This window comes from Thalassobacillus cyri (assembly GCF_900107755.1).
GTDB classification, from domain to species: Bacteria; Bacillota; Bacilli; order Bacillales; family Halobacillaceae; genus Thalassobacillus; species Thalassobacillus cyri.
The window spans coordinates 44,146-57,374 of sequence record NZ_FNQR01000018.1; the positions used below are offsets into that span (position 1 = coordinate 44,146).

General features: G+C 42.6%; 12 protein-coding genes. All 12 read left to right on the forward strand.

Translation table 11 applies throughout. The annotated features are described in order from the left end of the window. Nucleotides 1-18 precede the first annotated feature (18 nt). The 12 genes from BLV00_RS17575 to spoIVB all read left to right on the forward strand — a co-directional run bounded on the left by BLV00_RS17575 (nt 19) and on the right by spoIVB (nt 12,610). Nucleotides 19-417, forward strand: coding sequence for an Asp23/Gls24 family envelope stress response protein (locus BLV00_RS17575; RefSeq protein ID WP_093046267.1), 399 nt, complete (start codon nt 19-21; stop codon nt 415-417). Between the two features lie 646 nt (nt 418-1,063). Continuing rightward, nucleotides 1,064-1,444, forward strand: coding sequence for a transcription antitermination factor NusB (gene nusB / locus BLV00_RS17580; RefSeq protein WP_093046268.1), 381 nt, complete (start codon nt 1,064-1,066; stop codon nt 1,442-1,444). 20 nt (nt 1,445-1,464) lie between these two features. Then, a complete protein-coding gene (folD, locus tag BLV00_RS17585) occupies nt 1,465-2,319 on the forward strand; it encodes a bifunctional methylenetetrahydrofolate dehydrogenase/methenyltetrahydrofolate cyclohydrolase FolD (RefSeq protein ID WP_093046269.1) in 855 nt (284 codons plus the stop codon). A gap of 15 nt (nt 2,320-2,334) precedes the next feature. Next, nucleotides 2,335-3,693 carry an exodeoxyribonuclease VII large subunit gene (gene xseA / locus BLV00_RS17590; RefSeq protein ID WP_176791699.1) on the forward strand — a complete coding sequence of 453 codons (1,359 nt, stop codon included), beginning with the start codon at nt 2,335-2,337 and terminating at the stop codon, nt 3,691-3,693. After that, nucleotides 3,677-3,913 carry an exodeoxyribonuclease VII small subunit gene (locus tag BLV00_RS17595; protein WP_093046270.1) on the forward strand — a complete coding sequence of 79 codons (237 nt, stop codon included), beginning with the start codon at nt 3,677-3,679 and terminating at the stop codon, nt 3,911-3,913. Before xseA ends, BLV00_RS17595 begins: the two co-directional genes overlap by 17 nt. After that, on the forward strand, nt 3,913-4,797 hold the full coding sequence (locus BLV00_RS17600) for a polyprenyl synthetase family protein (RefSeq protein WP_245729006.1): 885 nt from the start codon (nt 3,913-3,915) through the stop codon (nt 4,795-4,797). The genes BLV00_RS17595 and BLV00_RS17600 overlap by 1 nt, the downstream gene beginning before the upstream one ends. A 685-nt stretch (nt 4,798-5,482) precedes the next feature. Continuing rightward, nucleotides 5,483-6,082 (forward strand): CNNM metal transporter family protein, encoded by a 600-nt coding sequence (locus BLV00_RS17605; protein WP_093046271.1) that lies wholly within the window; start codon nt 5,483-5,485, stop codon nt 6,080-6,082. A 17-nt stretch (nt 6,083-6,099) separates the two neighbouring features. Beyond that, nucleotides 6,100-7,992: a 1-deoxy-D-xylulose-5-phosphate synthase gene (gene dxs, locus BLV00_RS17610; protein WP_093046272.1), complete on the forward strand. Its 1,893-nt coding sequence runs from the start codon at nt 6,100-6,102 to the stop codon at nt 7,990-7,992. Between the two features lie 4 nt (nt 7,993-7,996). Continuing rightward, the gene (locus tag BLV00_RS17615; RefSeq protein ID WP_093046273.1) at nt 7,997-8,821 is read left to right on the forward strand and encodes a TlyA family RNA methyltransferase; all 825 of its coding nucleotides are present in this window, start codon (nt 7,997-7,999) and stop codon (nt 8,819-8,821) included. 75 nt (nt 8,822-8,896) lie between these two features. Further along, nucleotides 8,897-9,346 carry a transcriptional regulator AhrC/ArgR gene (gene ahrC, locus BLV00_RS17620; protein WP_093046274.1) on the forward strand — a complete coding sequence of 150 codons (450 nt, stop codon included), beginning with the start codon at nt 8,897-8,899 and terminating at the stop codon, nt 9,344-9,346. Nucleotides 9,347-9,414: 68 nt separating this feature from the next. Further along, nucleotides 9,415-11,157: a DNA repair protein RecN gene (recN, locus tag BLV00_RS17625; protein ID WP_093046275.1), complete on the forward strand. Its 1,743-nt coding sequence runs from the start codon at nt 9,415-9,417 to the stop codon at nt 11,155-11,157. A gap of 211 nt (nt 11,158-11,368) precedes the next feature. Continuing rightward, nucleotides 11,369-12,610 (forward strand): SpoIVB peptidase, encoded by a 1,242-nt coding sequence (spoIVB, locus tag BLV00_RS17630; protein ID WP_093046296.1) that lies wholly within the window; start codon nt 11,369-11,371, stop codon nt 12,608-12,610. Nucleotides 12,611-13,229 lie beyond the last annotated feature (619 nt).

Genomic DNA, 13,229 nt, shown 5'->3' on the forward strand with positions numbered 1-13,229 from the left:
GGGGAAGGAGTGAACGGAATGAGTGAACAACGCTTATTGAACGTAAGTAGTGATTCTTCACTTGGTAATGTCGAGATTGCCCCGGAAGTTATTGAAGTCATTGCGGGAATTGCTGCATCTGAAGTTGCAGGTGTGGCAGCGATGCGTGGAAACTTTGCTTCTGGTGTGGTTGAACGATTGGGAAAGAAAAACCATGGTAAAGGGGTCAAGGTAGAGCTTGAAGAAGATGGTATCAGCATTGATGTGTACGTTGTAATGGATTATGGCATCTCTATTCCGGGGGCTGCTCAGAAAATTCAGGACAATATCCGTCAGGCATTGATGAACATGACAGCTCTTGAGATCAGCGAAATCAATATCCATGTGGTCGGCGTACAGATGGAATTGAAAGAAGACGACGACTTAGAAGAAGAATAACTAGAGAAAGGTCATAGGACATAAGCTCCTATGACCTTTTTGTTTTGCTTCACTGTTACCACTCAGTGTTAATTTTACAGTTAAAGCTCCCTTTTGCTGAAGACTCAGTTAGGTCCGTTACAAAGGGGGAGTTGGGATGAGCTGGGAAACGACTCGCTTTCCAGCTTCATCGCCTAGAAACTCGTGACATAAGCAGTCCATCAACGGGAAGAAAGAGCCCTTCCCTTTTGCTATTCTGCTTATGCGTGTCGTGTCTCCCAAGGCGATTACGCATTCATTTCTTTACTGCGGGGGACCTGGCAAGCTTCCTCGGGCTAAAGCCCTGTGGAATCTCGCCTAGCCCCTTCTCCCGCGGGAGCCCCTAAACTCCAATATTATCTCGAAATCAAGTCTTCGACTTTTCTACCCTAATATATTATGAAAAATTAACAACAACTTTTAGAGCCTTAATAAAAAAACGGAGGATTTGCATATTAAAAGAGAATGGTTCTTTAATCTTTTTAATGGATAGGAGAGGGAGCCGTGTACCCTCGCGAACTCCCACCCGAAGAACAGGCCGGTTATGGTTTAAGATAGCTTTTCAATTGATAAAATGTTATCATTCTTACGGATATAACGTAAAAGAGTACCTAAAGGAGATTGAAACATGAAACGACACCTTGCTCGTGAAAAAGCATTTCAAGTATTATTTCAAGTAGACGTCAATGATATAGAAATGGAAGAAGCAATTGACCATTTATTGGAAGAAACAGATAGCGATGCATTCATGGAACAATTAGTTCATGGCGTCTTTGACAAAAAACAGGAATTAGACGATAAAATAGCCGACCATTTGGAAAATTGGAGCGTCAAGCGACTGCCTTTAGTGGAAAAAACTTTGCTCCGTATGGCAGTTTATGAAATGGATCATGTGGATGATGTTCCTGACCAGGTGGCAATCAATGAAGCAATTGAATTAGCTAAAGTTTTTGGAGATGAAAAATCTGGTAAATTCATTAACGGTGTGTTATCAAAGATGACTAAATAACAATAAAGGGGTTGTTTCGTGTGGGTGCAAACATTATATATGGAAAAGAACTGGCAACAGAGCTTCGTGAAGAAATGAGACAAGAAGTGTCAGAATTAAAAGCGAAAAACATTGTACCAGGCCTTACTGTAATAATTCTCGGAGAGGACCCTGCATCACTTTCCTATGTAAGAGGAAAACAAAAAGCATCAGAAAAGGTTGGAATGGAATCGAAGTTGATTGAGATGCCAGAAACGACTTCTGAGCAGGATTTGCTAGACCTTATTTCGGAACAGAATAAAGATGAGACAGTACATGGTATCCTTGTGCAATTGCCGCTTCCCGATCATATCTCTGAACAAAAAGTTATAGAGGCAATTGATCCTGCTAAAGATGTGGATGGTTTCCATCCAATAAACGTGGGAAGAATGATGACAGGGCAGGATACATTTTATCCTTGTACCCCATATGGAATACTTGTCATGCTAAAAAAAGCTGAAATTGAAACAAAAGGCAAGCATGTTGTAGTGGTAGGACGCAGTAATCTTGTAGGTAAACCTGTCGGCCAGCTTTTATTGAATGAGGATGCCACGGTTACCTATTGCCATTCGAAGACGCCTGATTTAGCATTTCATACAAAACAGGCGGATATTGTTATTGTAGCTGCGGGCAAAGCTGGCCTAGTTAAAGGCGACCATATTAAAGAGGGAGCGGTTGTCATTGATGTCGGTGTGAATCGGGTTGACGGAAAGCTAGTGGGTGATGTTGATTTTGCCTCTGTTGAACCGATAGCTTCCCATTTGACTCCAGTACCTAAAGGTGTCGGACCAATGACGATAACTATGTTATTACATAACACCATAAAAGCTGCTAAAAAAATCAATGATATCAATTAAAAGGAGCTTTTGATTGTGGAGGATCGTTATTTAACCGTTACCGCACTGACAAAATATATTAAGCGTAAGTTCGCTGCTGATTCCCATTTGAAAGAGGTATGGTTGCGCGGAGAAATATCCAATTTCAAACACCATAGCCGTGGGCATATGTACTTGTCTTTGAAGGATGATAAAGCTCGGATCCAAGCGGTCATGTTTGCCGGCAATAATCGGTTCTTAAAATTCATCCCTGAAAACGGGATGAATGTGCTGGTTAGGGGCGAAGTAGGCGTATACGAACCGATGGGTCAGTATCAATTGTACATTCATGAAATGGAACCAGATGGAATTGGTGCTTTATATCTCGCTTTCGAACAACTGAAAGAAAAACTAGAAAAGGAAGGGCTATTCTCACCTGCTGAGAAAAAGCCTCTGCCTCCTTATCCTAACCATATCGGTATCATCACGTCACCTACCGGAGCGGCAATCCGCGATGTCATGACTACCATAGAACGCCGATACCCTGTGGTAAAGCGATCGGTCCTCCCTGTATTAGTACAAGGAGAACGAGCAAAAGATTCTATTGTCAAAGCAATCGAGTATGCCAACAAGTTGGGGAATTTTGATGTCCTTATTGTAGGGAGAGGCGGTGGTTCTATCGAGGATTTATGGAGCTTTAATGAAGAAGCCGTAGCACGTGCGATAGCCGCTTCCAAGATCCCTGTCATTTCTGCTGTCGGACATGAAACGGACTACACCATCAGTGATTTTGTCGCCGATGTACGGGCAGCCACACCGACCGGAGCAGCTGAACTGGCTGTGCCGTCACAAATCGAATTAAATCAGCGCATCACCGTTTTAACCCAAAGGCTCCAGCGTGCATTGCAGTCGGAGCAGACAGCTGCCTGGAAACGCTTGGATCGACTGCAGCGTTCCTATGCATTCAAGTATCCTGCACTATTAATGCGGCAAAAAGAGCAGGAACTGGACCGGCTGCTCGATTCATTAAATAAGCGGGTAGAAAGCCATAAGAAGCAAAAACGAGATCAAGTAAAACACTTACAGACCAGGTTACAGCAACAACACCCAGAAAAGCAGATCAAGCAAACCGGTGAGCGTCTGGAAGTACTGGGTCAGCGCTTAACTCGTGATTTCCGTATCCAGATCAGAGAAAAAGAAAAGCAATTTGATAATGTACTTGAAAAGTTGTCATTACTTAACCCACTCGAAATAATGAAAAGAGGTTATGCTATTCCTTTCAATGAGAGCGGAGACGTCATTAAAAGTGTAGAATCTGTGCAACCAGGAGAGGCGATCCAGGTTAAATTGCAAAATGGAAGCCTGGATTGCCAGGTTTGGGGAATAGAGGAGGATGAAAATGAGCGAAAGTCATAAGGAGTTAAGCTTTGAAGAAGCGATCGAGCAATTGGAAAACCTAGTGGAAAAGCTGGAAGAAGGGGATGTGCCGCTAGAAAAAGCGATCAATTATTACCAGGAAGGGATGAAATTGTCTAAAACCTGTAGTGAAAAGTTGAATCGTGTCGAGCAGCAAATGCAGCAAATTTTGAATGAACATGGTGAATTCGAACCCTTTTCAGTGCAGGAGGAAGAATAGTGGATCAGGCACTTTCCGATTATTTAGAACAACGCCAAAGCATGGTGAACGAATACTTAGATGATTATATAACTGGAAAGCCCATTCTTACCAGCCTTAAGACATCGATGCTGTATTCGATTCATGCCGGCGGTAAACGCCTCCGGCCGATTCTTATGATGGCTGCCTGTGAAGCATTCGGTGGAAATAAAAAGGAAGTTCTTCCTGTAGCGGTAGCCCTGGAAATGATTCATACGTACTCTCTCATCCATGATGATTTACCTGCGATGGACGATGATGATATGCGGAGAGGCCAGCCGACCAATCACCGCAAGTTTGATGAAGCGACTGCAATATTGGCTGGAGATGCTTTGTTAACATTAAGCTTTCAGACGATTATGGAAGCGGAACACCTGACTGCAGAACAAAAAGTATACCTTGTCCACGAGCTTTCTACAGCAAGTGGTGCGCTCGGTATGGTAGCAGGGCAATTAATGGATATGGAAAGTGAAGGGAATAAAATTTCCCTTGAACATCTCGAACAAATTCATCACTTGAAAACCGGCAGGCTTTTAAGCTTTGCTTTAATGGCTGGAGCCTATATTGGTGGAGCTTCAGAGGATCAGCTCAATTCCATAAAAGAAACAGCGGACTTGCTGGGGATCATCTTTCAGATTCAGGATGACATTCTCGATGTAAGCGGTAATGAGGAGAAATTGGGGAAACCAGTGGGCAGTGACTCGACGAACCATAAAAGCACGTATCCAAGTATGCTTGGCCTGGAAGGATCAATTACTCAAAAAGAGCATTACGTCGCTCGGGCTAAATCGTCATTAAAACAAGCTGATGTAGGAGAAACCAAGCTTTTCACACTTATTGACCATTTAAGCAACCGTGATCATTGAGCATACAGTTTAATTGAGGAAGTCTGACGTTTATGGTATATTATAAGTACATAAGGGATGGTGCAGTATTCTAGTCAGCCCTCCGTTCCTGAAGGCGGGCCTAAAAATCCGCCAAAGGGCATATCGATGAAGTTCCTTGTGTTGGCTTGAGGCGCCCAGCCTTGGGTCGATGCTGGGAGTTAAGGTAGTGGGGCGATCCGCAAAGGCATGTGGGCGTTGACCCTGCTTCCGCGGAGGCCCATATCTGTGATGGTTTCTTAGCCGGAAATCATGATGGAATGGGGTATGAACCTGCTTTATATGGAGGAATTCTGTATGAGCAGCGTAGCCTGCCTTGAGTGGGCTTGAGGGGATTATGGAATTAAAGATGCGTGGAAGGATGGCCACCTTTTCACGGGTTTTTTCGCCATATGAAATCAAGCCTGCAAAAGAGGCTAAGGAACGGTTAAAGGCTGTTGAGGAAATCTCCTAGACTGTTTGCCAAGACACGCAATAGGAATTATAGTGCGGACTGAGTGGTAATCCAGTCCGGCTTTCGGAAACGGAGTCGATCCGGGTTTAAAGGGGAACCGCCAGAATGGTGACATTCGGTATCTGGATGGGAAAACCTACTGGACCTAAGCCGCAATTTTTACCTATTGGGTGACCATTCCTTCTCTTACATAATCTACAAATGAGGTTGCACATGGATAATCAATTAAAAAAATCATTAAGGTTCAGTATAAGTATTGCCGTTATCACATTTGTGTTAGCGGCTATTTTTTCAGTAATATCTTCTTCCGTGCTAAGCGGGGTCATTTGGTATATTGGATTAGTTATCGTTTTCATTATAGTATTGATTGGTGTTATATTTGATATGTTAGGAATTGCAGCTACTGCTGCATCGGAGCCGCCATTCCATGCGATGGCCGCTGAAAAAGTACCAGGTGCCAGACAGGCGATCATCATTGTCCGTAATGCCGATCGCTTCGCCAGTTTTTGTAACGATGTCATAGGGGATATCTCCGGCATCGTCAGTGGTACAGCTTCTGCACTGGTAGTCATCCAGTTGGCCAATGCGTTTGGACATTCGGAGGGGTCTACGCTGCAAATAACTATATCGGTCATATTAACAAGCTTAGTAGCCGCGTTGACAGTAGGCGGGAAAGCTATCGGCAAATTTTTCGCCATTCACTCTTCTACAAAAATCATATATTTTGCTGCAAGAGTGATCGCATGGATAGAGAATAAGTTGAAGATAAATATCGTATCAAAACCAGCCGAGGCTTCTAGAAAAACACGTTAAAGATAGGAGGTCCATTTATGGATCTAAAGAAAATTCAAGATCCTTCGTTTGTCAGGGATCTTTCCGACGAAGACTTGAAACAGCTAGCCTCAACAATAAGAACTTTTCTAATTGAAAACCTTTCAAAAACAGGCGGTCATCTTGGAGCCAATCTTGGGGTCGTGGAGTTGACCCTTGCTCTTCATAAAGTATTCCAAAGCCCGAAAGACCGATTTATTTTCGATGTGGGTCACCAATCCTATATTCATAAGATATTGACAGGACGAGCGGGCCAGTTTGGGACATTAAGACAGTATAAAGGACTGTGTGGATTTCCTAAACGGTGTGAAAGTGAACATGATTTATGGGAAACTGGTCATAGTTCTACGTCACTATCGGCAGCGATGGGAATGGCTATCGCACGTGATGTAAAAGGAGAAGATCATTCTATCCTCCCGGTCATTGGTGATGGAGCATTAACTGGTGGTATGGCTTTAGAAGCGCTCAACCATATTGGCCATGAAAAGAAAAATATTACGGTTATACTTAATGACAATGAAATGTCGATTGCTAAAAATGTCGGTGCACTTCATAATGCATTGGGACGAATGAGGAGCGCAGGAAAATATAATCGAGCTAAAGATGATCTGGAATGGTTGTTGAAAAAAATTCCTGCAGTCGGCGGCAGGCTGGCGCAAGCTGCCGAGCGTCTTAAAGATAGCATGAAATATTTTGTCGTGCCTGGAATGTTTTTTGAAGAACTAGGTTTTACTTACTACGGTCCTGTGGATGGTCATGATTTTCAAGACTTATTGGAAAATCTTAATTATGCGAAGAAAACAGAAGGGCCAGTCATTGTTCATGTGATGACCCAAAAAGGGAAAGGATATCATCCTGCTGAAACAGATAAGACGGATAAATGGCATGGGGTAGGACCTTATAAAATCGATTCTGGTGAAAAAATCAAGCCTGATACAGCTCCACCGGCTTGGAGTTCAGTGATAACCGAGGCGCTGCGACGGGAAGCCCGTGAAGACAAACGAATTGTTGCCATTACTCCAGCCATGATTTTAGGCTCTAAATTAGAGAAATTCGGGGAAGAATTTCCGGACCGGTTATATGACGTGGGAATAGCTGAACAGCACGCTACCACAGTAGCTGCTGGATTAGCTACCCAGGAGATGAAGCCATTTCTTGCGATTTATTCTACATTCTTGCAGCGTGCATATGATCAAGTCGTTCATGATGTGTGCCGCCAAAATCTGAATGTCGTTTTCGGCATTGACCGGGCAGGACTGGTAGGAGCTGATGGAGAAACGCACCAGGGTGTATTTGATATAGCGTTTTTAAGAAACTTACCAAATATAACCCTGATGATGCCGAAAGATGAAAATGAAGCACAGCATATGGTGCATACAGCGATGAAATATGATGACGGGCCGATGGCTATTCGTTATCCTCGTGGTAATGCAAAAGGAGTAGCAGTCGACCCTGCCCCTAAACCGATAGAAATTGGCAGCTGGGAAACCTTACAGGAAGGTTCTGACGCTGTTGTATTGACATTTGGTACCACGATTGACATGGCTTTGGAGGCCAGTGAAGAACTGAAGAAGCAGGGAATCTCGATTAGAGTGGTTAATGCCAGGTTTCTAAAGCCTTTGGATGAAAAAATGCTTCATGGCATAATGCAGGAAAAATTGCCGATTCTGACTATTGAAGAAGCTGTATTGAAAGGTGGCTTCGGCTCAAGTATCCTTGAATTTGCTGAAGAGAACCTTTATAGGAATCAGTCAATCAAGCGTATGGGTATCCCGGATCGTTATATTGAGCACGGCAAAGTGCCTGAATTGTTGAAAGAAATCGATTTGACAAAAGAAGCTGTCGTTGTGAATCTGAAAGAACTAATACCAAGTAAACAAAAAAGGGCTTGAAGATATGGCGAAGAAAGTAAGACTGGATATATTACTGGTCGAAAGAGGTATAATAGAAACAAGAGAAAAAGCTAAAAGGACCATAATGGCAGGTCTTGTTTATTCTGAAAGTGCCCGTCTGGATAAACCTGGCATGAAGGTGGATGAAGATCTCTCCTTACATGTAAAAGGAAAGCTGATACCTTATGTGAGTCGCGGTGGTCTGAAGCTTGAAAAAGCGATTAAAGAATTTGACCTAAACTTGAAAGATAGAATCATGATTGATGTCGGATCGTCCACCGGCGGTTTTACAGATTGTGCATTACAAAATGGGGTAAAAAGTAGTTACGCTATAGATGTAGGCTATAATCAGCTGGATTGGAAATTAAGAAATGATCCTCGTGTATATGTGATGGAGCGGACAAACTTTCGTTATGTAACCGCTGATGACTTAATCCATGGAGCCCCTGATTTTGCTTCGATTGATGTCTCCTTCATATCACTGCGGTTGATTTTACCTGTATTATCCCAGCTTTTACAGGAAGAAAGTGACATTATTGCATTGATTAAGCCACAATTCGAAGCGGGTAGAGACCAAGTCGGTAAAAAAGGGATCGTCCGTGACCCGAAAATCCATGAAGAAGTGCTCAAAGGAATCATTGACTTTGCTCAGGAGCAAAATTATACGGTTGCGAATATATCGTTTTCGCCTATTACCGGGGGAGACGGAAATATTGAATTCTTAGCACATTTCCTCTGGAAACCCGATAAAGAAGGTAATCGTTTCTCCGATGTCGAAATAAGGGATATTGTGAAAGAAGCACATCAGACACATCGGAAGCATGCGTAGAAAGGAAGAGGGCTGCCTTGATGTGTAGCCCTCTTTTTATGCGAGTTGTATGTTTTAGATTGGAGGAATATTTCTGTGAATAAAGGTCAGCGTCATATTAAGATTCGTGAATTGATTACAAATAATGATATTGAAACACAGGATGAACTTGTCGACCGTTTGAAAAGTCTTGGATATAACGTCACCCAGGCTACAGTGTCTAGAGATATAAAAGAATTGCATTTAGTAAAAGTACCAATGATTGATGGAAGGTATAAATATAGTCTTCCGGCCGACCAACGCTTCAATCCATTGGAAAAGCTTCATCGACTTATGATGGATGCATTTGTAAGTATCGACCGTGCCGGACATTTCATCATTTTAAAAACATTACCAGGCAATGCTAATGCTGTGGGTGCATTGATTGATAATTTAGACTGGGAAGAAATAATGGGTACCATTTGCGGTGACGATACTTGCTTGATTATTTGCCGCAGCGAGGAACAGACGCAGATGATATCGGATCAATTGCTGGAAATGCTATAAAGCGGAACAGAGACATCCTTGGATGAAAAGGAAGGTCTAAGAAATGGGGAAGTCGAGGTGGCTCAACGATGTTAATGGAACTTTCTATTCGCGATTTTGCTATCATTGATCAAATTTCTGTCAACTTTAAAGATGGCTTGACTGTATTGACCGGAGAAACCGGGGCAGGAAAATCCATCATTATTGATGCGATCCAATTACTCGCTGGTGGACGCGGTTCTGTAGAGTTTGTCCGGTATGGCAGCAAGAAAGCTGAGATAGAAGGATTGTTTTCCGTAGAGGGATACCATCCTGTTTATGATAAAGGAGAGGAATTCGGGGTTGATATCGAGGAAGACGGCATGATAGTGCTGCATCGAACGATAACTTCTCAAGGAAAGAGTATCTGCCGTGTAAACGGAAAACTTGTCACGCTCGCTATTCTCCGGGAATTTGGTAAAACGCTTATAGATATCCATAGTCAGCATGAAACACAATCGCTAATGGATGTAGAACGGCATATTGAGTTGTTGGATTTATATGCAAATAAAGAAATAACGCAGGCAAAAGAAGAATACCAAAAGTTATATGATAAGTACCAATCTTTACGGAAAAGATATAGAGAATTGAATGACAATGAACAGGAAATGGCTCAACGACTTGATTTATTAGAGTTTCAATGGAATGAACTGCAAGCAGCTGAGCTGGAGCCTAATGAAGATACTGTATTGACGGAAGAACGAAATCGCTTAGTCAATTATGAAAAAATTTATTCTGGCATCCAAGATGCTTATCAGGCTCTTTATGGAGAACAAAAAGGTTTGGATTGGGTCTCTCATTCGCTGACTGCGTTAGAAGGAGCTAAGGATTATGATGAACAGATAAAGAAAATGTCAGAAGAAATGTCCAATCATTATTACCTGATGGAAGAAATGACATTTCAACTTAGCTCCCAGCTTGAACAGTTGGAATTTGATCCAGAACGTCTGGATGAAATCGAGAGCAGGTTGAATGAAATCAATCGACTTAAGAAAAAATATGGGCAAAGTGTTGAAGAAATTCTGGAGTACAGTTCAAAAATCGAAGAGGAAATCGAAGAAATTAAAAATAAAGATTCACATTTAACCAAGCTTGAGAGCGATATCAAAGAAATCGGACAAGATGCCGCTCTGGAAGCAAAGCACATCCAGGATATCAGAGTGAAGGCTTCCGAGGAACTCGCCCATGCTATTCAACAGGAGTTGAAAGGTTTATACCTGGAAAAGGCATCTTTCGCGGTGGATATCCAAACTAAAAGTGGGCAGCAGGATGACCCGGTATTTGAAGGCAGGAATGTCAAATTGATGCCCAGCGGCTTCGACTTGGTCAAATTTTTGATAACCACAAACCCCGGAGAACCCTTAAAAGAAATTCACAAAGTTGCCTCGGGCGGGGAACTTTCCCGCGTAATGCTTGCCCTAAAAAAGATTTTTTCAAAGCATCAGGGTGTTACCAGCGTCATTTTTGACGAAGTGGATACTGGTGTCAGCGGGCGTGTCGCGCAAGCTATCGCTGAAAAAATATATGGAATTTCAGAGTCCTCTCAAGTCCTCTGTATTTCTCATTTACCCCAGGTGGCTTCCATGGCTGATACCCATTTGCAGATTGAGAAGCATGTGAGTGGGGATCGTACTTCCACTTCCTTGAAGGAGTTGACACAACAAGATAAAGTTGATGAAATCAGCAGGATGATTACAGGTGCAGAATTGACAGAAACGACAAGAGAACATGCAAAAGAATTACTGGAACTGGCACTTAAACATAAATCGAACGAACACATAAAATCGCGCTGATAGCAGCGTGATTTTATTATTAATTTTTACGTTAATAGCACTTTTTATCCAACCTTTTACATTAGAAATGTTTCAGGAATTGTTCCCTCTTTTTTCTGACTCGAGCTGTGTTTAAAAAGCGCCTGCTTAGACCACATTAAAAGTAAACCATTCGATTGAGATGGTGTGGGTTAGAGGCGAGGAGTTGGAACATTTGAAATTTAAGCAACAGATGAGATATGCAGCAGGTTTAATCCTTTTGCTCACCATGATTGTAATACCGTTTCTAAGCCCTGTACAAAAATATTTATCCATTCCGACAGAATGGACCACCTTTCAAGAACAAGGCATAACCAGTGTGCCAGCTATAAAAGATATAAATGAAGCAGAAGGTTCTTCGATACATGCCCTTCAATCCAGTAAAGAAAACTCCTCAACAGATGAGTTCTTCTATAACGTTGCCGGCTTGCCGTTGAAAAAAATCAACGTGGATTATCTTAGTGACTATAAAGTCATACCCGGAGGTCAATCGATTGGTGTCAAACTGCACACTAAGGGTGTATTAGTAGTGGGACATCATCAGGTGAAGACAGACTCAAATCAGGTATCTCCAGGTGAAAAGGCGGGGATTGAAGTTGGCGATATACTTCTGAAGGTAAATGGCAAAGAATTAGAAAAAATGTCAGAAATGGCACCGATTGTGAAAGCAGCTGGTGAAAAGGAAAAAGATCTTAAAGTAACGGTCAAGCGGGGAAAAGAAACGTTTGATACAAATCTTACTCCGACTTACGATGTAAAAGACCAGAAATTCCGTATCGGTCTTTATATCCGTGATTCAGCTGCAGGTATCGGGACAATGACCTTTTATGACCCTAATTCAAAAAAATATGGAGCGCTAGGTCATGTGATTTCTGATATGGATACTCAAAAGCCGATTGAGATTCATGAAGGTACAATCGTCAGGTCCAATGTTACTTCCATTCAAAAAGGAAGTGAAGGGGTTCCAGGAGAAAAGAAAGCCGAATTCTCTGCGGATCGTAACCGTATTGGTGAAATCACCAAAAACAGCCCTTTCGGTATATTTGGAAAGTTGGACAATGGAATTACCAATGGTGTAAGTGATAAACCGATGCCAATTGCTTTATCACATGAAGTAAAAGAAGGCCCTGCAAAAATTTTAACCGTAGTTGAAGGTGAAAAAGTACAGGAGTTCGATGTGGAGGTAGTAAGTACCGTTCCACAAAAGCATCCTGCCACAAAAGGAATGGTGGTAAAAATCACAGATCCTGAATTATTGAAGGAAACAGGTGGCATCGTGCAAGGGATGAGCGGCAGTCCGATTATTCAAGATGGAAAAGTCATCGGAGCAGTTACCCACGTTTTTGTAAACGACCCTACCTCAGGCTATGGTGTCCATATTGAATGGATGCTTCAAGAAGCAGGTATTGACATCTATAAACAGCAAGCAAGTTGAAGCCGTAGCATTTACGGCTTTTTTTTATTGGCTTTGTTAAACGTGTTATTAATGATTTTATAAGCGGCTTATTCAACTAAATGCCGTTTAATGGAACACTCGATTTAGAGATGTTTATCTAAATAACGGTCCGGTGGGGAACGACTCCCTTTCAGCGGGCAAGCGCTTAGCCTCCTAAGACTTCGTCTTGTCATTTTCATCCTGACTTAACCCACGCACGAAGGAAATGCGTAGCAGTTTCGAGGAGTCTCGCCGTTCCCCTCCGTACCTTGCCGTAGAAAGTTCTCGAAATCACACTTGTGGAACCGCACTAGGATGTTGAAAAAAGACTTTGGCCGCTTCATATCCTTTGTAAATGCATCAGTATGAAGGTAGTTGTACATTCTTTCTCTTTATTACTAAACTGGCTGGATGGTCAGGGAAACGGCGAGACTCCCGTGGGAGAAGGGGCTAGGCGAGATTCCACAGCCCTTGCCCGAGGAAGCTTGCCAGGCCCCCGCAGGAAAGAAATGAATGCGTAATCGCCTTGGGAGACACGACACGCATAAGCAGAACAGCAAAAGGGAAATGTTCTTTCTTCCCGTTGATGGACTGCTTATGTCACGAGTGTCTAGGCGAT